The organism is Amycolatopsis sp. (genome assembly GCF_036008905.1).
Classification (GTDB): Bacteria; Actinomycetota; Actinomycetes; order Mycobacteriales; family Pseudonocardiaceae; genus Amycolatopsis.
The window spans coordinates 16,575-34,905 of the sequence record NZ_DASYMU010000221.1 but is presented as its reverse complement, the minus strand read 5'-3'; the positions used below and the strand labels follow the sequence as shown (position 1 = coordinate 34,905).

Genomic DNA, 18,331 nt, shown 5'->3' with positions numbered 1-18,331 from the left:
TCAGGAAGCCTGACCGGCGCGGCGCAGCAGGTCGGCCAGCGCGGGGAAATCGTCGTCCAGGCGCTTGGCGGCTTCGCCCAGGTCTTCGTCTTCGGCGATCTCACGCAGCGCGGCGAGCACCGTCTGGTCGTCGGCGACGGAGCCGACGGGGAAGGTGTCGCGGCCGACCGTCGGCCGCGCGTCCCGCACGTCTTCCATCGCGGCGAGCATGGCCTCGCGGTGCCCGGCGGCCACCCCCGGCACCAGTGTCTTGCGCTCGAGCATGATCATCCTGGCGAGCACGACCGGGTTCCCGATCTTCGCCCGGCGCCCGCTCATGACCTGGCTCAGCATCGGGGCACTGATGCCCAGTACCTCGGCCAGAAACGCCTGGGACACGTCGAACGCCACGACCAGCCGCCGGACGCGATCGCCGAGCGGTTCGCCGTACCACTCCTTCTGTAACGCGATGTTCCGCTGAACGATCTTGTGGTCCTCCACCGTTGTCCTGCTCCCCTAACAAACATCGTTGACGCACGTTCCGTGAGCATCTTGCCAGTCGGGACGGCTCGGCCGGGGCGAAACCACCCAGTATTTCGCTTTGGCACCCGGACCAGGCACGCCCTAGTTCCCGACGCCGAGCGCTTCGCGCGTGCGGACGACGTCGTCGTCGATCTGGGCGACGAGCCCTGCCGACGAGGAGAATTTCACCTGGTCACGCAGCTTCGCGACGAAGTCCAGCGAGACGTGCTGACCGTAGAAGTCCTCGTCGACGTCGAGCACGAACGCCTCGACCGTCCGCTCGCGGCCGGAGAAGGTGGGGTTCGTGCCGACCGAGACCGCGGCCGGGAACCTCTTGCCCGGAGCGCCTGATCGGGTGAACCAGCAGCTGTAGACGCCGTCGGCCGGGACGGCGGCGTAGCGCGGCGTCGACAGGTTGGCCGTCGGGTAGCCGAGGTCGTGGCCCCGGCCGTCGCCGCGGACGACGATGCCTTCGAGCCGGTGCGGCCTGCCGAGGGCCTCCGCGGCGGCGCCGACGTCACCCGCGTCGATGCACGAGCGCACGTAGGTGGAGGAGAAGGTGATCTCGCTCTCGACGTGGTCGGTGTCGTCCAGCGAGCGGCCCTGGAGCTCGGCACCGTAGGCGACGAACCCGAACCGCTTGCCGAGCGTCCGCAGCAGCGAGACGTCGCCGGCGGCCTTGTGCCCGAAGGTGAAGTTCTCGCCGACGATCACCGCGGCGGCGTGCAGCTTGTCGACGATCACCTCGTGCACGAACTCGTGCGCGGTCAGCCGGGACAGCTCGAGAGTGAACGGCAGCACCGAGAACACGTCGATGCCGAGGCTCTCCATCAGTTCGGCCTTGCGGCGGAGCGTGGTGAGCTGGGCCGGGTGGCTGCCGGGGCGGATCACCTCGGACGGGTGCGGGTCGAAGGTGAGCACCACACCCGGCACGCCACGCTCCGCGGCGAGCTCGACGGTCCGGCGGATCAGCGCCTGATGGCCGCGATGCACCCCGTCGAACACGCCGATCGTCACGACACACCGTCCCCAGCCACTGGGGAGGTCGCCTAAGCCACGCCAACGCTGCACAGGAGTCACCCTATGCCGGAACCAGCACAACCACAGACCGGGTCACACCTTCGGCGTCGGCCGCCAGCGCGATCACTTTGCCGTCCGGATCGAACACGCCGTAAGTGCCTTCGATCCCGGCCGCGGGCACCGTCTGTCCGAATTGGACGGCCCGCGCGGTGTTCCGGTCGACGTCCCGGCGGGGGAAGGCGGCCGCGACGGCGGAATCGAGGTCCAGGGACAGTTCCGGGGTCTCTTCGAGCGCTTCGAGCGTGCGCGCCTTGGCGAGGGTGAACGGGCCGACGGTGGTGCGGCGCAGCGCGCTGAGGTGACCACCGACGCCGAGCGCGGCGCCGAGGTCGCGGGCGAGCGCGCGGACGTAGGTGCCCGAAGAACACTCGACGACGGCGTCGAGTTCGAGGTGATCGGCTTCACGCCGGGTGGCCAGCAGATCGAAGCGGTAGACGGTGACCGGGCGCGGCGGGAGCACGACGTCTTCCCCGGCGCGGACCCGCGCGTAGGCGCGTTTCCCGTCGATCTTGACCGCGCTCACCGCGCTCGGCACCTGCTGGATGGGGCCGGTCAGGTTGGCGATCTCGGCGGCGATGGCGGCGTCGGTGATCTCGGTGAGCTTGGCCTGGTCGACCTCGCCGAAGATCTCGCCCTCGGCGTCGTCGGTGGTGGTGGAGACACCGATCGAAAGGGTGGCCAGGTAGGTCTTGCGGTCCAGGGCGAGGTGCCCGAGCAGCTTGGTGGCGCGTTCGATGCCGAGCACGAGCACGCCCGTCGCCATCGGGTCCAGTGTGCCGGCGTGGCCGACCTTGCGGGTGCCCATGATCCGGCGGGCACGGGCGACTACGTCGTGAGAGGTCATGCCGGGCGCCTTGTCGACGATGACGAGGCCGGGCGGAGGGGCTGGACTGCGGGGCTGCTTCGGGCGAGACACGCCGGAACCTTAGCGATCGCTCGCCGAAGCCCTTGCAGGCCACATATTTCACTTTACAGTTATATGATCTCACGGTTAAACTCTGGCCGTGGACACCTTCCAAGCGGTAGCCGACCCGGTGCGGCGGTGGATCGTCGAACGGCTGGCCGCCGGCGGAGAGGCCACCGCGGGCGATCTGGCCCAGCTCACCCGGACCGAATTCGGCATCAGCCAGCCCGCCACGTCCAAGCATTTGAAGGTGCTTCGCGAGGCCGGGCTCGTCACCAGCACGGTGTCCGCGCAGCGGCGCATCTACCGCCTCGACCCGCGGCCGCTGGCCGACATCGCCGACTGGGCGACCCGCCAGCATCAGTACTGGAACACCAAGCTCGACGCCCTCACCCAGCACTTGTCGACCCTGAAGGAGAAGCCATGACCTCGTCGCTCGGCACGGTCGACCGCTCGACCGGTTCGGCGAAGTCGACGGGAAACCGGGGCCCGACAGCGAATTCACCCTGAAGATGCTCGGCGGCGCGGTCATCCAGTGCACGGTCACACGCTGGGAACCGTGTCCCGCGCGAAGACCGGCCGGAACTCGGTACGGGACACGCGGAACTGGCGAGCCGCTACGCGACCGCCGTCTGAATTTCGGGCGCTGGCACGTCCCAGCGGCGGCGCCGGATGCGCACCGGAAGGTCCTCTCCCCTGGCCTCCGCGGCGAACAGCTGCGCGCGGGTGCGGCGCCACCAGACGAGCGTCCGGAAGCTGCCGGTCAGGAGCACCACCACGAGCGCGAGCAGCGACAGCCGGAAGTTGCCGCCGGTCCACTCCAGCAGGAGGCCGACGGCGAGCGCGGCGATCGTCGTCGCCACGAACCCGCCGACGTTGACCACCCCGGTCGCGGTGCCGACGCGCACCAGCGGGTTGTAGTCACGGGCGAGGGCGAAGCCGATCATCGAGGCCGGCCCGCCGAGCGAGAGCAAAGCGAAGGCGGGCACCAGGAATCCGAGCGGGATCTGACCGTTCCAGCTGAGCAGCAGCGTCCAGATCACCGCCGCGCCGGCGAGATATCCGCCCACCAGCGGCATCCGCGACGACGGGCGTCCGGAGATCAGTGAGCCGATCAGGGGGCCGCCGATCATCGAGCCGAAGACGAACACGATCAGCAACGCGCTCGCCGACGCCGCCGAGCGGCCCTGGTCCTGCACCAGGAACGGCACGGCCCACAGCAGGGCGAGGACGTTGGGCGCGGACATGGTGGTGAAGTGCACCCAGAAACCCAGGCGGGTACCCGGAACCCGCCACACCGACGCGACCTGGCGGCCGAGTTCGCGCAGTCCGACCGACGCCGCGACCGGGCGCGTCACGCCGTCCGGGTGATCCTTGACGCGCGTGATCACCACGACGGCGTAGAACGCGGTGATCACGCCGACGGCGAGGAACGTCGGCGTCCAGCCTTCGCCGCGCAGGACCAGCGAGAGCGGGACCGTCGCGGCGAGGTTGCCGACATAGCCGATGGCGGCGGTAAACGAGGTGACGACGGCATACTGACGGCCGGGGAAATGCGCGGCGATCAGGCGCAGCACGCTGACGAAGGTGAGCGCGTCACCGAAACCGAGGACACCGCGGGCAAGCAGGCCGAGCGGGTAGGAATGCGCCACAGCGAGCAGGATTTGGCCCAGCCCCAGGAAAACCAGGGCGACCGTGAGCACGCGACGGGGACCGAACCGGTCGACCATCACGCCGGTGGGGATCTGCATCGCCGCGTAGACACCGATCTGCAGCACGGTGAAGATGCCGAGAGCGGCCGAGCCGACGCCGAAGCGTTCGGCGGCTTCAAGTCCCGCGACGCCGAACGACGTACGGTGGAATACAGCGAACAGGTAGACGGCGGCGGCGGTCAGCCAGACGAACCAAGACCGGCGGGTCGCCCGGCCGGTGACTGGCGTCACGGAAATCCCTCCCAGGAGCAGACAACATCGGCGGAGGCGCCCACGATGCCGCCACAACTGTTGTATCGCGTACACAACTCCGATACATACCCGTAACCCCCGTGTCATTCACCACAGCCAGGGGAGAACGCCCCACGAGATGTCGACATCACGTGATCTCTCAGGAACTGAGAGATCACGTGATGTCGACAGATGACGGAAGGGGTCAGGGGGTTTTGACGGCGCCGACGACGGCCCAGTGGCCCGAGCGCCAGCGCATCACGACGGCGATCAGCCGGAACACCATGAACAGTGAAAGCCCGGTCCAGATCCCGGCGAGTCCCCAGCCGAAACCGAGCGACGCCCAGATCAGCGGCAGGAACCCGAGCCCGGCACTGAGCAGGGTCGCGTTGCACAGGAACGCCGCGTCGCCCGCGCCGAGCAGGACGCCGTCGAGCGCGAACACCACGCCGGCGATCGGTTGCAGCGCCACGAAGAACCACCACGCGTGCGGAATTTCCCCGAGCACCGCGGTGTCGGAGGTGAACACGTGGGGCAGAACCTGGGACACCGCCGCGAAAACCACTCCCAGCACGCAGCCGAAGATCAGCCCGTACCGCGTGATCTGCCCGGCGATGCCGCGCGCCTGACGGCTGGACCCGGCCCCGAGTGCCGCGCCGACAAGCGATTGCGCGGCGATCGCCACCGAATCGAGTACCAGTGAGAGGAACACCCACAGCTGCAGGACGATCTGGTGCGCGCCAAGGGCTTCCGTCGACGTCCGCGCGGCGACGGCGGCCGCGGAAACGAAGCACGCCTGGAAGCCGAGGCTCCGGATCACCAGGTCGCGCCCGAGTCCGAGCTGCGCGCGCATCAACGCCCAGTCCGGCGCCAGCGGCACCTTTTCCCGCACCAGCGCGACGAGGAACATGCCCGCCGAAATCACCTGGGCGACAACGTTGGCAATGGCCGAACCTTCGAGCCCCAGCCCCGCCGCGTACACCAGGACCGGGCACAGCACGGCGGAAATCGCGTTGCCCGCCAACACATACCGCAGCGGCCGGGCGGCGTCCTGCACCCCACGCATCCAGCCGTTGCCCGCCATCGTGATCAGGATCAGCGGCGCCCCGAACAACGCGATGCGCAGCCACGACACGGCGGCCGCGGTGATCTCGTCGTCGCCGGAGAGCACGCGGGCGATCGGCGACGCGAGCAGCTGCCCGGCCACGAGCACGACCAGGCCGACGACGATGGCCAGCCAGGTCGCCTGCACACCCTCGCGCACCGCGTCGGCCCGGCGTCCGGCGCCGTGCAGCCGCGCGGTACGCGACGTCGTGCCGTACGAAAGGAACGTCAGCTGGCTCGACACCTGCGTCAGGACGACCCCGCCGAGCGCGAGCCCGGCCAGCGGCACCGCACCGAGATGCCCGACCACGGCGGTGTCGACGAGGACATAGAGCGGCTCGGCGGCCAGGACGCCCAGCGCAGGCACCGCGAGCCCGAGGATCCGGCGAGGCGGTACGCGTTCCTCAAGAGTGTTCGACACAGGGCGAATCTACGTCAGGGTTGACATGCAGCCAGCCGGCTGCCATATTTTACGCAGCCGATCAGCTGCATGTTAGAAAGGCGGCACATGGACGAGGTGTTCAAAGCGCTGGCCGACCCCAGCCGCCGACGGCTGCTCGACAGCTTGAACGCGCGAAACGGGCAGACCCTGCGCGAGCTGTGCGCCGGGCTGGAGATGGCCCGGCAGTCCGTCAGCAAGCACCTCGCGGTGCTGGAGGCGGCCGGTGTGGTCACCACGGCGTGGCGCGGCCGGGAAAAGCTGCACTACCTCGACGCCGCGCCGATCAACGCCATCGCCGACCGCTGGATCAGCCACTACCACCGCGAACGGGCCGGCGCACTCGCCGACCTGAAGACAGCATTGGAGCAAGAACCCATGAGCAGCACCGAATTCGTCTACACGACCTACATCAAGACCACGCCCGAGCGGCTCTGGCAGGCACTGACCGAACCGGCCTTCACCAAGCGCTACTGGGGCGTGACCTTCGAGACGGACTGGAAGGCCGGCTCGGCGATGGCGTGGAACGAAAACGGCGAGAAGACCGTCGATCCCGGTCAGATCGTGCTCGAAGCCGATCCCTACCGGCGGCTCGCCTACACCTGGCACACCTTCAGCCCGGCCTGGGCCAAGGCCAACGGCGTGGCCGAAGATGTCCTCGCCAAGCTGGTAGCCGAGCCGCGGTCCAAGGCGACTTTCGACCTCGAACCGGTCGGCGAGACGGTCAAGCTGACTGTCACCCACGACGGCATCGAGCCCGGCTCCACCGTCGTGCAGATGGTCAGCCAAGGCTGGCCGCATCTGCTGTCCGACCTCAAGACGTTGCTCGAAACCGGCGAAACCATGGCGAAGTCCGACTAGATGAGCGGCGCTTCGTCCAGTGCCTTGCGCAGGAGGTCGAGCGCCTCATCCGAAGAGCCTTCGACCGTGCAGCCCGCGGCCATCCGGTGCCCGCCACCGCCGAGTGCCCGAGCTGCCATAGAGACGTCGATCTTTCCCGCCGAGCGCAGCGAAACCTGCCAGAGCCGGCCGCTACCGGCGTCTTTCAGCACGACAGCCACCCCGGCGTCGCGGGTGGAGCGCACGATGTCGATCACCGATTCGACTTCCTCGGCACGCACGGTCGCGGCCACGTCGGCGCGGACGACGGCGTGCGCCAGGCCGAAACCCTGCGCGGCTTCCGGTTCGAGACGGGCACCGGCGAGGACGGTCGCCAGCATCGGCAGCCAGGCGAACGGATGGTCGTCGACGATCTGGCGGACCACCCGATCCGGATCCACCCCGGCTTCGAGCAGGCGGGACGCCATGTCGTGGGTCGACGGCGTCGCACGCCGGAAACCACTCGTGTCGGTGACGAGCCCGGCGTAGAGACAACGCGCGATCGGCTCGTCCAGCGCGGCACCCAGCGCGTCGATCAGCCGCAGCACGAGCACCGCGGTGGCTTCGGCCGTCTCGTCGACGACGTGGTGGGTGCCGAAGAAGGTGTTCGACGAGTGATGGTCGACGACGAGCACCTCACCGCCGGCGGCCTTGACCTTCGCCACCCTGGCCCCCAGTTGCCCGAGCCTGCCGAGCGTCGGCGTGTCCAGCGCGACGAGGAGCGGCTCGGTTTCGGGGAGCTCGGCGGGCCGCACGAGCAGGCCGCCGACGTCGAGTCCCTGAAGGGTTTCGGGCACCTCGTCCGGGGCGCCGAACGAGACGCGCACGGTCGCGCCGCGCTGCTGCAGCACCCTGGCCAGCGCCAACGCGCTGCCCAGGGCGTCGGCGTCCGGGCGGACGTGCCCGAGCAGGGTGACGTCCTTCGCGTCGGCTAGGAGGGCGGCCGCTTGCCGGATGTCCTGCTCCAAAGTGCTCACCCCCGCAAGCTACGCTCATCGCGATGCCTCAGTACGCGATCTTGGTCTACCCGTCAGCCAACCGGGTCTACACCGACTCCTCCCCCGGCCTGCTCCGCGCCGAGCTCTCGGTGTTCGGCGCGGCCCTGTCCGCCGAACTCACCGACGTCGGCGAGGACACCATCGGTGGAGTCGGTTACGTCGTCTTCTCGACAGCGGAACCGTTGACGGCGCTGGACATCGCGCTGTTGTCGAACCTGTCGTCGTTGTACGCGCTGTTTGAATACACACACAGCGAACGCGGCGAAGAAACCCTGCGGCCGGTGACGATCAGTCCGCTGGCCAGTTTCGACTCGGATCTGCTGACGATCCAGAAGTACCCCGGCAAGACGAACGAACTCTTCACCAAGCTGCTCTTCAACGTCACCCTGCTCTCGACGGCGTCGCCGCTCGCGATGCTCGAGCAGCCGCTGCACGTGCTGGATCCCTTGTGCGGCAGGGGAACCACGCTGAACCAGGCGCTGATGTACGGCTTCCACGCCACTGGGCTCGACGTCGACGGCAAGGATTTCGAGGCCTACGAGCAGTTCGTCAAGACCTACCTGCGCACCAAGCGGGTCAAGCACACCGCGGAGTCCGGGCAGGTCCGCCGCAACAAGGTGCGCCTCGGCCGCCGCCTGGACGTCGAGTTCGGCCTCACCAAGGAGCAGTACAAGGCAGGTGAGACGCGCAAACTCACCTACCTCAACTGCGACACGCTGACCGCCGACGACCTGCTCAAGGCGAACTCCGTCGACGTCATCGTCACCGACGCGCCCTACGGCGTACAGCACGGCAGCCACCGCACGCAGGACGCGAGCCTGGCGCGCAGCCCACGCGACCTGCTGGCCGCCGCCATTCCGGTGTGGACACGCGTGCTCCGCCCAGGCGGCGCGATCGGCATCTCGTGGAACACCTACGTCACCAAACGCGAGGAGCTCGTCGAGATCCTCGCCCGCGCAGGCCTGGACGTCTGCGAAGGCGGCCCCTTCGAAGACTTCTCCCACCGCGTCGACCAAGCCATCGTCCGCGACCTCGTAGTAGCCCGCAAACCCGCCTAAGTCCTAAGCGCACTCTGCGCGCACCCAAACGCACTCTGCGCGCACTCAAGTGCAATCTGTGCACGCGTTCCTTGACTGTGCCCCAAGGGCAGGCTGTTAGCTCGGTGTCGCAAACGACACGATGAGGGGAGCTACATGACCAGACATCGCAGCGTGACAAGGAATCTGGCGGTGATCGGCGTCGCCAGTGCGCTGGCCGTAGTGCCCGCCGCGGCCGCGGTCGCGACGCAGGTGGCGTGGGGCGCGTGTCCAGAGGATGTCGTGGCCGAGGCCGCACCGTCCCAATTGGACTGTGCCACCGTGCCGGTGCCGGTGGACTACGCCGATCCGGCGAGCAGCGAGATCGACATCATGATCTCCCGGCTGGCCAGTAAGAATCCGAGCAAGCGGCGTGGGATCCTGCTGCTCAACCCGGGTGGTCCGGGTGGGTCCGGGTTGGCGTTCCCCGCGTTCCTGGTGGCCCGGGGGCTGCCCGCGAGCGTGACGGACAGCTACGACGTGATCGGCATGGACACCAGGGGGATCGGGCATTCGGCGCCGGTGAGCTGCGGATTCACCGCCGACGGGCCCTACCTCGGCAACATCCCGCCGTACGCGGCCGACGATGCGGCGGTGGTCGAGCGGGCGAAGGTCGTTAAGGGGGTGGCAGAGCAGTGCGCGCGGAACGACCGCGATGGCCACCTGCGCCACTTGACGACGGCGAACACGGCTCGCGACCTGGACCGGATCCGCGCCGCGCTCGGTGAGGAGAAGGCCAACTTCCTCGGGTTCTCCTACGGCTCGGCGCTGGGGGCCGCCTACGCGTCGCTGTTCCCGGAGCGGGCCGACCGGATCGTGCTCGACAGATAGTGCCGGATGGCCTTCACCGTCGCGCCCGCAAGCTCGGCGAGTTGCCGAGTGCTCAACGCCATTCTCTGCCTCCCTCGTCGTCCGCAGGTCCACTCAGTCCACACCATGCCCCAAGGACACAGTCAAACTGCGGACGAGAAGAACGGGCTTACTCGGCGATGGCTCCGGCGAGCTCCTCAGCGCGCTCGCGCTTGGTGTACATCGCCCAGTACCGCTCGGCGAGGTCCGCAGGCTCGACGCGTTCGATCTCCAGGCTCTGCGCCAAGTCCGGGTTCGAGTCGTACGCGTGCTGCGCGTCGCTCTTCTCGATGAGCGCGCCGATCGTCAGGGCACCGGCGTAGACGCCCTTGCCCGCGAGCTCCACGTTGAGGTTGTGGATGTAGTTGCGCAGGCTCGCCTGTCCCGAACCCGGCGCGGCCAGCGGCGGCATCGGATTCTTCGCCGACGCCCCGAGCCCGAACAGCAGGGCGCCGTCGCCGCGGTCGACCATTCCCGGCAGCACGAGCCTGACCAGCGAGAGCGGCGCGAGCACGGTGCCGTCCAGCACGGTCTGCATGCTCTCGACGTCGATGTCGAGCACCGGCCGCATCGCGGAGAAGTCGAGGAATCCGTTGATCACCGCGACGTCGATCGAGCCGAAGCGCGCGGTGATCGCCGCCACGACGCCGTCGTGGGTTCCCCGGTCGCCCAGTTCGGCCGGGAACGCCGCCGCTTCGATGCCGTCTGCGGCCAGTTCGTCCACAAAGGACCCAAGCCGGCCGGCGTTGCGGGAGACGAGCGCGATCCGGAAGCCCTCGGGGCCGAAGCGGCGGGCGGTGGCCACGCCGAGCCCTGGTCCGGCCCCGAAAATCACCAGCGTCTTCATGATCGCTTCCTCCAGTACGGATAAGTTGAGGTGACCCTCATGTTTGGCCGCCGTACCTGAACTTGAGGCAGGCTTCAACTTACCTATAATTGCCTCATGCCCACCGAAGAACGTCCACTGAGGCGCGACGCGCAGCGCAACCGGGACCTTCTGGTCACGGCGGCGCGCGAGGTCTTCGGCTGCGCCGGGCTCGACGCCTCCCTGGAGGAGATCGCCCGGCGGGCGGGGGTGTCGATCGGCACGCTCTACAACCGGTTCCCCACCCGTGTGGCGCTCATCGAAGCCGTTTTCCTCGGCCCGCTGGAGCTGTCGGCCGAGCACGCGGAACGCGCGGCGGAGTTCGAGGACCCCTGGGACGGGTTCGTGTACTTCCTGGAACGGTCCTGCGAGACCCAGGCGGCGGACCGCGGGTTCACCGAAGTGTGCTCCCGCTCCTTCCCGGACGCGCCCGCGATGGACGCCGTGAAGGAGCGAGCGGGCGAGACTTTCCGGAAGGTGATCTGCCGCGCTCAGGCGTCCGGCCAACTCCGCGCCGACTTCCGCCTCGAAGACTTCGACTTCGCCGTCAGCGCGACGGCCCATCCCCAGTGGCGGCGCCACCTGGCGTTCCTGCTCGACGGCTTCCGCGCCGAGGCCGCGCACCCGCTGCCCGACGCCGACTAGCGGTCACGCGTACGCAGACGGCGTTCATGTGTGCAGGGATGGCGCTCATGCGTGCACAGACTGCACTTGAGTGCGCGTGAGTTGCACTCAGGCGCGGGTGCCGGTGAAGGTGAGGATTTCGGGGAGGACCCGGGTCCAGTATTTCTCGGTGTGGGCGCCGGCGGAGAGTTCGACGACCTCGGGGGTGGCGGCCTGGCGGTATTTGCGGGCGGCGGTGATGAACGGGTCGCTGGTGCCGCACCAGATGCCCGTCGGTGTCGCGCGGAGGGCGGCGGTGTGGAGCAGGGGTTCGTGGTCGCGCCACTGGGTTTCGTCGCGGAAGACCTTGCGCGCCTTGGCATCGCTCCAGCTGACGAAGAGGGCGGCGCTGGCCGTGGCGACGGCTTTGAGGCCGCGATCGCGCGCGTAGCGCAAGGCGCCGAAACCGCCCATGGAGATGCCGAACGCGGCGGACGGCGGCTTGAGATCGACCTGGGCGAGCCATCCGGGCAGCTCGTCGGTCAGCATCTTCTGCGGGTCGTCGGCCGGATCCGTCGCGACCCAGTAGTGATCGCCGTCGACGGCAGCGACGGCGAAAGGCGGCACGCCGGAGCGCACCGCCTCAGTGAGGACCGCGGGCAGGCCGAGATCCAGGAAAGTCCGCGCATTCGCACCGCGGCCGTGCAACGCCAGTACCACCGGAAGCCCGGCCGCCGCAACACCTTCCGGCGTGACGAGCACGAGGTCGACGTCCTTGCCGCGGGCCGCCGAGCGCATCCGCTGGATCGTCACCGGATTCCTGAGCGGAGTCGGCGAGGACGGTGGCCGCTCGACGGGCGGCGCGGGCGGGATCACGACGGCCGCCGAGGAGCAGGCACTGCCGGTGACCAGCAGCGCCGCTCCCCCGAGCAGCAGTCCGCGCCGGGAAACTCCGGCGTCAGGAATGGGAGTCGGGCTCGACGAAGGAGTTGCGCAGGACGTGGATGTCCGCTTCCTTCTCGTCCTCGTCGGACTCTTCCCGCGGGGCCTTGTACGGGTCGGCGTCGCCGGCGTAGGCGGCATCGGTCCGGCGGCGGGCGACCTCTTCGTCGGACTCGCGGGCCTTGGCGAGCAGCGCTTCGATCCGCTTCGCGTCCTCGGGGATGTTGTCCGCCTGGAACAGGATCGACGGCGTGTAGCGCACGCCGGTGCCCGCGCCGACCTTCGACCGCAGGAGCCCGCGCGCGGATTCCAGCGCCGCCGCGGCGGCCTCGAAGTCCGGTTCGACGTCGAGCTTCTCCGCCAGCACCGTGTAGAAGACGGTGGCGTCGTGCAGGTCCGCGGTGATCTTCGTGTCCGTGATGGTCACGTAGTTCAGCCGCGGGTCCTTGATGTCGTGCTCGATAGCGGACGCGATGATCTGCGAGATCCGCTTCGCGAGCTTGCGCGCCCGTGCTGGGTCGGCCATGGGTTTTCCCTATCTGTTCTTCTTCTCAGTCTTCAGTCGTCCGGCCCGATGAGCCGGCGGTGCGCGGACAGCAGTTCGAACTCCGGCCTGCTCGCCACATACCGTTCGCACGAGTCGAGCACGTCCCGGATGTGTTCGCCACCCGCGGCGACCACGGCCACGCCGATCAGCGCCCGCCGGTGCAGGTCCTGATGACCGGCTTCGGCCACCGAGACGTCGAAGCGCTTGCGTACTTCGGCCAGCACCGGTTTGACGAGGGATCGCTTCTGCTTCAGCGAATGGACGTCGCCGAGCAGGATGTCGAGCTCAAGGGCTCCAACAAACATGTGTCAAGGGTGGTGTCAGGGGACGGTGCTTATCAAAAGCTGCGATCCCGGGTCGAGGTGGAGACGAGACGGCCCGGGGAGAGACAGTTGCCTCTCCCCGGGCCGCTTCTCAGTTATCAGGCGCGAGGCTTCTCGCGCTGTTCGTACGTCTCGATGACGTCGCCGAGCTTCAAATCGCTGTAGTTACCCAAGGTGAGACCACACTCGAAGCCCTCGCGGACCTCGGTGACGTCGTCCTTTTCGCGCTTCAGCGAGTTGATCGGCAGGTTCTCCACGATGACGTTGCCGTCACGGAGGAGACGACCCTTGGCGTTACGCCGGATCTCACCCGAGATGACCATGCAACCCGCGATCGTACCGACCTTCGACGACTTGAAGATCCCGCGGATCTCGGCCTTGCCCAGCTCGACCTCTTCGAAGATCGGCTTGAGCATGCCCTTGAGCGCGGCTTCGATCTCGTCGATCGCCTGGTAGATGACCGTGTAGTACCGGACGTCGACGCCATCGCGGTTGGCCCGCTCAGTCGCCTTGCCCTGTGCCCGCACGTTGAAGCCCAGGACGATCGCGTTGGACGCGGTCGCCAGGTCGATGTCGGACTCCGTGACGCCACCGACACCGCGGTGGACCACGTTGAGCTCGACCTCTTCTTCGCCGACATCCAGCTGCATCAGCGAGGCTTCGAGGGCCTCGACCGTACCGGAGTTGTCACCCTTGATGATCAGGTTAAGGGTGCTCGTCTCCTTCAAGGCCTCATCGAGGTCTTCCAGGCTGACCCGCTTACGACGCGACGCGTTGAGCGCGTTGCGAGTACGGGCCGAACGCCGCTCGGCGATCTGCCGGGCGACCCTGTCCTCGTCGACGACGAGGAACGTGTCGCCGGCGCCAGGCACCGAGGTGAACCCGATGACCTGGACCGGACGCGACGGGGTCGCTTCGGTGACGTTGACGTTGTGCTCGTCGACCATCTTCCGCACGCGGCCGTACGCGTCACCGGCGACGACGGAGTCACCGACGCGCAGCGTTCCGCGCTGGACCAGCACCGTGGCGACCGGACCGCGACCGCGGTCCAGGTGCGCCTCGATCGCGACACCCTGGGCCTCCATGTTCGGGTTGGCCCGGAGGTCGAGTGCGGCGTCCGCCGTCAGCAGGATCGCCTCGAGGAGACCATCGATGTTGATGTTCTCCCGCGCCGAGATCTCGACGAACATCGTGTCGCCGCCGTATTCCTCGGCCACGAGGTTGTACTCGGTGAGCTGCTGCCGGATCTTGTCCGGGTTCGCGCCCTCCTTGTCGATCTTGTTGATCGCGACCACGATCGGGGCCTTGGCGGCCTGCGCGTGGTTGATCGCCTCGACCGTCTGCGGCATGACGCCGTCGTCGGCCGCGACCACGATGACCGCGATGTCCGTGGCGTTCGCACCACGAGCACGCATGGCGGTGAACGCCTCGTGACCCGGGGTGTCGATGAACGTCACGAGACGCGGGTTGCCCTCGAGCTCGGTCTCGATCTGGTAGGCGCCGATGTGCTGGGTGATGCCACCGGCTTCGCCCTCGCGCACCTTCGTCTTGCGGATCGTGTCGAGCAGCCGGGTCTTACCGTGGTCGACGTGACCCATGATCGTCACGACCGGCGGCCGGACCTGCAGGTCTTCTTCGCCACCGGCGTCGTCGCCATAGGTGATGTCGAAGGTGCCGAGCAGCTCGCGGTCTTCTTCCTCCGGGCTGACGACCTGGACGACGTAGTTCATCTCGCCGCCGAGCAGCTCGAGGATGTCGTCCGACACGGACTGCGTCGCCGTGACCATCTCACCGAGGTGGAAGAGCACCTGCACCAGCGAAGCCGGGTTGGCGTCGATCTTCTCGGCGAAGTCGGTCAGCGAAGCGCCACGCGGCAGGCGGATCGTTTCGCCGCTGCCCTTGGGCAGGCGAACGCCACCGACGCTGGGCGCCTGCATGTTGTCCATGTACTCCATGCGCTTCTGGCGCTTGGACTTCCGGCCCTTACGAGCGGGACCACCGGGACGACCGAAGGCACCAGCGGTACCGCCGCGGCCACCGGGGCCACCACGACCGCCACCGCCACCACGGAAGCCACCGCCACCTGCGGGGGCGCCACCGCCACCACCGGGACCGCCGCCACCGGGACGGAAGCCGCCACCGGCACCGCCACCAGGACCGCCGCCACCGGGACGGAAACCGCCGCCACCGCCACCGGGACCGCCACGACCAGCGGGACCGCCACCAGGGCCGCCACGACCGGCGGGACCGCCACCGGGCGCGCCGCGACCGGCACCACCGGGTCCACCGCGACCGGCGGGGCCACCACCGGGACGGGGAGCCGGACGACCTGGCATCATGCCCGGGTTCGGCCTCGGCGGCATGTTGCCAGGAGTGGGCCGGTTGCCACCGGATGCGCCGCCACCGGGGCGGGGAGCGGGACGCTCGCCGCCCGGACGGTCGCCACCGGGACGCGGCGGACGCTCACCGCCGCCACCACCCTGCTGGCCACCACTGGGACGCGGACCGGCCGGACGCGGGGCCGGCGAACCGGAACCGACACCGAACGGGTTGTTGCCGACGCGCGGGGTACGCGGGCCGGGCTTGGGACCAAGTGCCTTGGGACCCTGCGGCTTCGGCGGGACGACCGAACCGGTCGAACTCGACGGAGGAGTCGCGGGGGCTTGGGCGGCAGGAGCCTTGGCGGCCGGAGCTGCCGGGGCTTCCTGCTGGGGCTTCGGCGCGGGCGGGGCCGTGGGCTCCGCTTTGGCGACCGGGGCCACTTCACGCGGAGCAGCGGGCTGCTCGACCGGGGCCGGGGCGGCCGGCGGCTTCGGACCCGGACGGGGTCCGGGACGCATGCCACCGGGGCGCGGGGCGCCACCGGACGGAGCCGGGGTCGCCGCGGGTGCGGAAGGGGCGGCGGACGACGGGGCCGCGGGGGTCCCGTTCGAAGCCGGTGCCGCGGGACGCGGCGGGGCGGGGGCGGGCTTGGCGCCACCCTTGCCCGGGTACGCGTCACGAAGCCGGCGGGCAACGGGTGCCTCGACGGTCGACGACGCGGACTTGACGAACTCGCCCTGCTCTTTGAGCTTGGCTAGGACGTCTTTACTGGTAACACCGAGCTCTTTAGCAAGCTCATGTACACGGGCCTTGCCTGGCACAGCTCTCCTATTCTGGGGAGGCCGGCGGCAGACCCGCAGACCTCGTCCTATTGTCGCGCGTTCATGGCTTCAGCTTCACGGCTGACTCATGACGGGTCGACCTGCTTCCTTGATTCCGACTGGACGGGAGAAACTCTCCCGTCCCCACCAACTGCGGCGAACCGCTCGAAATGGTCTCTGAGCACTTGGCCGTCGAGGATCCCGGTGAACCGTAGGGCTCTGGGAAACGCTCGCCGACGCTCGGCCTTGTCCAGACAACCTGGGCGCGGGTGCAACCAAGCACCCCTGCCCGGGAGCCGCCGACGTTCGTCGACGACCAGCTGTCCGTCCACCGCGACCACTCGCAGCAACTCACCGGCCAAGGCCCGCTCACGGCATCCCACACACGTCCGCACCGGAGCAGGCCGGTGGTTTTGGTGTGTGGTTCCGCCGCGTGGGTCTTGAACCACTAGTGAGTCTAGCCCGTCGCCCCTCACTCAGCCGAACCGGTTGTCGCCGCGCGTCGCGGCTCCTCCTGACGGGCTTCGTCCGGCGACTGCGGGGCCTCCTGCTTTTCAGCGGGCACAGGCTCCGGTGCGGCGTCACTGCGGATATCGATCCGCCAGCCGGTCAGGCGTGCGGCGAGGCGGGCGTTCTGCCCTTCCTTGCCGATGGCCAGGGACAACTGGTAGTCCGGGACGACGACCCGCGCCGTTTTCGCGCGCTCGTCGACCACTCGCACAGAAATAACCTTCGCCGGCGACAGGGCATTCCCGACGAAGCGCGCCGGATCCTCCGAGTAGTCGATGATGTCGATCTTCTCGCCGGCGAGCTCGCTCATGACGTTGCGCACACGGGCGCCGACCGGGCCGATGCACGCGCCCTTGGCGTTGACTCCCGAAACCTTCGAGTGCACCGCGATCTTCGTGCGGTGCCCGGCCTCGCGCGCGACGGCGGCGATCTCCACCGTGCCGTCGGCGATCTCCGGGACCTCAAGCGCGAACAGCTTCCGGACGAGGTTCGGGTGGGTGCGCGAAAGCGTGATCTGCGGGCCACGGTTGCCGCGGGCGACGGTGACGACGTAGGCCTTGATGCGGCTGCCGTGCTCGTAGGTCTCGCCGGGGACCTGCTCGCCCTGCGGCAGCACGCCCTCGGCGTCGCCGACCTCGATGACGACCATGCCGCGCGCGTTGGCCCGCGCGTCACGCTGGATCACCCCGGCGATGATCTCGCCCTCCTTGGCGGAGAACTCGCCGAAGGTCCGCTCGTGCTCGGCGTCCCGCAGGCGCTGCAGGATGACCTGGCGGGCGGTGGTGGCGGCGATCCGGCCGAAGCCCTCGGGGGTGTCGTCCCACTCCTCGGCGACCTCACCGGCCTCGTCCATCTTGCGGGCCAGCACGCGCACCAGGCCGCTCTTGCGGTCGATGTCGATCTTCGCGAGCGGCTGGTGCCCCTCGGTGTGCTTGTACGCGGTCAGCAACGCCGTCTCGATGGCGTCGATCACGGTTTCGAAGGGGATGTCCTTGTCCCGTTCGATCGCGCGTAGTGCGGCGATGTCGACGTTCACTTCGACTCCTCCTTCGGCTCAGTGCTGGTGGCGTCTTCCTCAAGGAGCTTGAGGTCGTCCGCGGGGGGTTGCTTGAACTCGATCTCGATCATGGCCTTGGCCACGTCGGCGTAGGCGACGTCGCGGATGACTCCGTCGACGAGGACCCTGGCCGCGTCCTCGGTAGAGCGCCCGACCCTGCCGATGAATTCCTTGCCGTCGCGCGGGGTGACGCGCACCAGCCGGAATTTCGCCCGGCGCCAGTGTCTCGGCTTGCCCAGCGGCCGGTCCAGGCCGGGGGAAGTGACCTCGAGGGTGTACGCGCTGGCGATCACGTGCTCGTTCTCGTCGAGCACGGCGGACACCGCGCGGCTGATCTCGGCCACCTCGTCCAGCCCCACGCCTTCGTCACCGTCGACGACGACCTTGACCAGCTGACGCCGGCCGGCCTGCTGCACCTCGAACGAGTCGAGGTCGAAACCCGCGGCCGTGACGGCACCGGCCACGAGGGGCTCGAGCCGGGTGGCGAGTTCGTTGGGCACGTGGAAGCACTCCTGTGTATTCGTGTGTCAGTGTTGGTTGAGCTTATCTTGTGGCCGGTTCGGAGCGC

Annotated in this window: 19 protein-coding genes; 5 read left to right on the top strand and 14 right to left on the bottom strand. The window is 68.8% G+C overall.

Annotation, left to right across the window (positions count from 1 at the left end; translation table 11 throughout):
* From VGP60_RS35960 to truB, 3 genes are all read right to left on the bottom strand, one after another.
* Complete coding sequence (locus VGP60_RS35960) at window positions 1-480, bottom strand: helix-turn-helix transcriptional regulator (RefSeq protein WP_327552659.1); 480 nt, start codon at window positions 478-480, stop codon at window positions 1-3.
* Between the two features lie 123 nt (window positions 481-603).
* A complete protein-coding gene (locus VGP60_RS35955; RefSeq protein ID WP_327552658.1) occupies window positions 604-1,572 on the bottom strand; it encodes a bifunctional riboflavin kinase/FAD synthetase in 969 nt (322 codons plus the stop codon).
* 10 nt (window positions 1,573-1,582) lie between these two features.
* Window positions 1,583-2,497 (bottom strand): tRNA pseudouridine(55) synthase TruB, encoded by a 915-nt coding sequence (gene truB / locus VGP60_RS35950; protein ID WP_327552657.1) that lies wholly within the window; start codon window positions 2,495-2,497, stop codon window positions 1,583-1,585.
* 88 nt (window positions 2,498-2,585) lie between these two features.
* On the opposite strand from truB, the gene VGP60_RS35945 reads away from it, so the two are divergent.
* Window positions 2,586-2,912, top strand: a complete 327-nt coding sequence (locus tag VGP60_RS35945) for a metalloregulator ArsR/SmtB family transcription factor (protein ID WP_327552656.1) — start codon at window positions 2,586-2,588, stop codon at window positions 2,910-2,912.
* Between the two features lie 190 nt (window positions 2,913-3,102).
* Here the strand turns inward: VGP60_RS35945 and VGP60_RS35940 are convergent, their stop codons facing one another.
* Both VGP60_RS35940 and VGP60_RS35935 read right to left on the bottom strand, forming a co-directional pair.
* The gene (locus tag VGP60_RS35940) at window positions 3,103-4,428 is read right to left on the bottom strand and encodes an MFS transporter (RefSeq protein ID WP_327552655.1); all 1,326 of its coding nucleotides are present in this window, start codon (window positions 4,426-4,428) and stop codon (window positions 3,103-3,105) included.
* A 205-nt stretch (window positions 4,429-4,633) separates the two neighbouring features.
* The gene (locus tag VGP60_RS35935; protein WP_327552654.1) at window positions 4,634-5,953 is read right to left on the bottom strand and encodes an MATE family efflux transporter; all 1,320 of its coding nucleotides are present in this window, start codon (window positions 5,951-5,953) and stop codon (window positions 4,634-4,636) included.
* 87 nt (window positions 5,954-6,040) lie between these two features.
* On the opposite strand from VGP60_RS35935, the gene VGP60_RS35930 reads away from it, so the two are divergent.
* A complete protein-coding gene (locus VGP60_RS35930) occupies window positions 6,041-6,832 on the top strand; it encodes a metalloregulator ArsR/SmtB family transcription factor (protein ID WP_327552653.1) in 792 nt (263 codons plus the stop codon).
* On the opposite strand, the gene VGP60_RS35925 is transcribed toward VGP60_RS35930, so the two are convergent.
* Window positions 6,829-7,827, bottom strand: a complete 999-nt coding sequence (locus VGP60_RS35925) for a bifunctional oligoribonuclease/PAP phosphatase NrnA (protein ID WP_327552652.1) — start codon at window positions 7,825-7,827, stop codon at window positions 6,829-6,831. The two genes, VGP60_RS35930 and VGP60_RS35925, sit on opposite strands and share 4 nt — an antisense overlap.
* Window positions 7,828-7,850: 23 nt before the next feature.
* On the opposite strand from VGP60_RS35925, the gene VGP60_RS35920 reads away from it, so the two are divergent.
* Window positions 7,851-8,906 (top strand): SAM-dependent methyltransferase, encoded by a 1,056-nt coding sequence (locus VGP60_RS35920; protein ID WP_327552651.1) that lies wholly within the window; start codon window positions 7,851-7,853, stop codon window positions 8,904-8,906.
* A 135-nt stretch (window positions 8,907-9,041) separates the two neighbouring features.
* Window positions 9,042-9,755: an alpha/beta fold hydrolase gene (locus tag VGP60_RS35915; protein ID WP_327552650.1), complete on the top strand. Its 714-nt coding sequence runs from the start codon at window positions 9,042-9,044 to the stop codon at window positions 9,753-9,755.
* A 148-nt stretch (window positions 9,756-9,903) separates the two neighbouring features.
* Here VGP60_RS35915 and VGP60_RS35910 read toward each other — a convergent pair whose 3' ends face one another.
* Window positions 9,904-10,620: an SDR family NAD(P)-dependent oxidoreductase gene (locus VGP60_RS35910; RefSeq protein ID WP_327552649.1), complete on the bottom strand. Its 717-nt coding sequence runs from the start codon at window positions 10,618-10,620 to the stop codon at window positions 9,904-9,906.
* Window positions 10,621-10,716: 96 nt separating this feature from the next.
* Between VGP60_RS35910 and VGP60_RS35905 the strand changes: the two genes are divergently transcribed.
* Window positions 10,717-11,283 (top strand): helix-turn-helix domain-containing protein, encoded by a 567-nt coding sequence (locus tag VGP60_RS35905; protein ID WP_327552648.1) that lies wholly within the window; start codon window positions 10,717-10,719, stop codon window positions 11,281-11,283.
* Window positions 11,284-11,370: 87 nt separating this feature from the next.
* Here the strand turns inward: VGP60_RS35905 and VGP60_RS35900 are convergent, their stop codons facing one another.
* The 7 genes from VGP60_RS35900 to rimP form a co-directional block, all read right to left on the bottom strand.
* The gene (locus VGP60_RS35900; RefSeq protein ID WP_327552647.1) at window positions 11,371-12,054 is read right to left on the bottom strand and encodes an alpha/beta hydrolase; all 684 of its coding nucleotides are present in this window, start codon (window positions 12,052-12,054) and stop codon (window positions 11,371-11,373) included.
* A 145-nt stretch (window positions 12,055-12,199) separates the two neighbouring features.
* A complete protein-coding gene (rbfA, locus tag VGP60_RS35895) occupies window positions 12,200-12,709 on the bottom strand; it encodes a 30S ribosome-binding factor RbfA (protein ID WP_327552646.1) in 510 nt (169 codons plus the stop codon).
* Window positions 12,710-12,741: 32 nt separating this feature from the next.
* Window positions 12,742-13,035 (bottom strand): DUF503 domain-containing protein, encoded by a 294-nt coding sequence (locus VGP60_RS35890; protein ID WP_327552645.1) that lies wholly within the window; start codon window positions 13,033-13,035, stop codon window positions 12,742-12,744.
* Between the two features lie 116 nt (window positions 13,036-13,151).
* Window positions 13,152-16,196, bottom strand: coding sequence for a translation initiation factor IF-2 (infB, locus tag VGP60_RS35885; RefSeq protein ID WP_327552644.1), 3,045 nt, complete (start codon window positions 16,194-16,196; stop codon window positions 13,152-13,154).
* A gap of 86 nt (window positions 16,197-16,282) precedes the next feature.
* Window positions 16,283-16,645, bottom strand: coding sequence for a YlxR family protein (locus VGP60_RS35880; RefSeq protein WP_327552643.1), 363 nt, complete (start codon window positions 16,643-16,645; stop codon window positions 16,283-16,285).
* A gap of 23 nt (window positions 16,646-16,668) precedes the next feature.
* Window positions 16,669-17,742 (bottom strand): transcription termination factor NusA, encoded by a 1,074-nt coding sequence (gene nusA, locus VGP60_RS35875; protein ID WP_327552642.1) that lies wholly within the window; start codon window positions 17,740-17,742, stop codon window positions 16,669-16,671.
* Complete coding sequence (rimP, locus tag VGP60_RS35870) at window positions 17,739-18,263, bottom strand: ribosome maturation factor RimP (protein ID WP_327552641.1); 525 nt, start codon at window positions 18,261-18,263, stop codon at window positions 17,739-17,741. Before rimP ends, nusA begins: the two co-directional genes overlap by 4 nt.
* Between the last annotated feature and the right edge of the window lie 68 nt (window positions 18,264-18,331).

Excerpts from the sequence above, each read along its gene's own strand:
- VGP60_RS35930 (WP_327552653.1), top strand. The coding sequence starts at position 6,041 with ATGGACGAGGTGTTCAAAGCGCTGGCCGACCCCAGCCGCCGACGGCTG.
- VGP60_RS35920 (WP_327552651.1), top strand. The coding sequence starts at position 7,851 with ATGCCTCAGTACGCGATCTTGGTCTACCCGTCAGCCAACCGGGTCTAC.
- VGP60_RS35915 (WP_327552650.1), top strand. The coding sequence starts at position 9,042 with ATGACCAGACATCGCAGCGTGACAAGGAATCTGGCGGTGATCGGCGTC.
- VGP60_RS35910 (WP_327552649.1), bottom strand. The coding sequence starts at position 10,620 with ATGAAGACGCTGGTGATTTTCGGGGCCGGACCAGGGCTCGGCGTGGCC.
- VGP60_RS35905 (WP_327552648.1), top strand. The coding sequence starts at position 10,717 with ATGCCCACCGAAGAACGTCCACTGAGGCGCGACGCGCAGCGCAACCGG.
- rbfA (WP_327552646.1), bottom strand. The coding sequence starts at position 12,709 with ATGGCCGACCCAGCACGGGCGCGCAAGCTCGCGAAGCGGATCTCGCAG.
- VGP60_RS35890 (WP_327552645.1), bottom strand. The coding sequence starts at position 13,035 with ATGTTTGTTGGAGCCCTTGAGCTCGACATCCTGCTCGGCGACGTCCAT.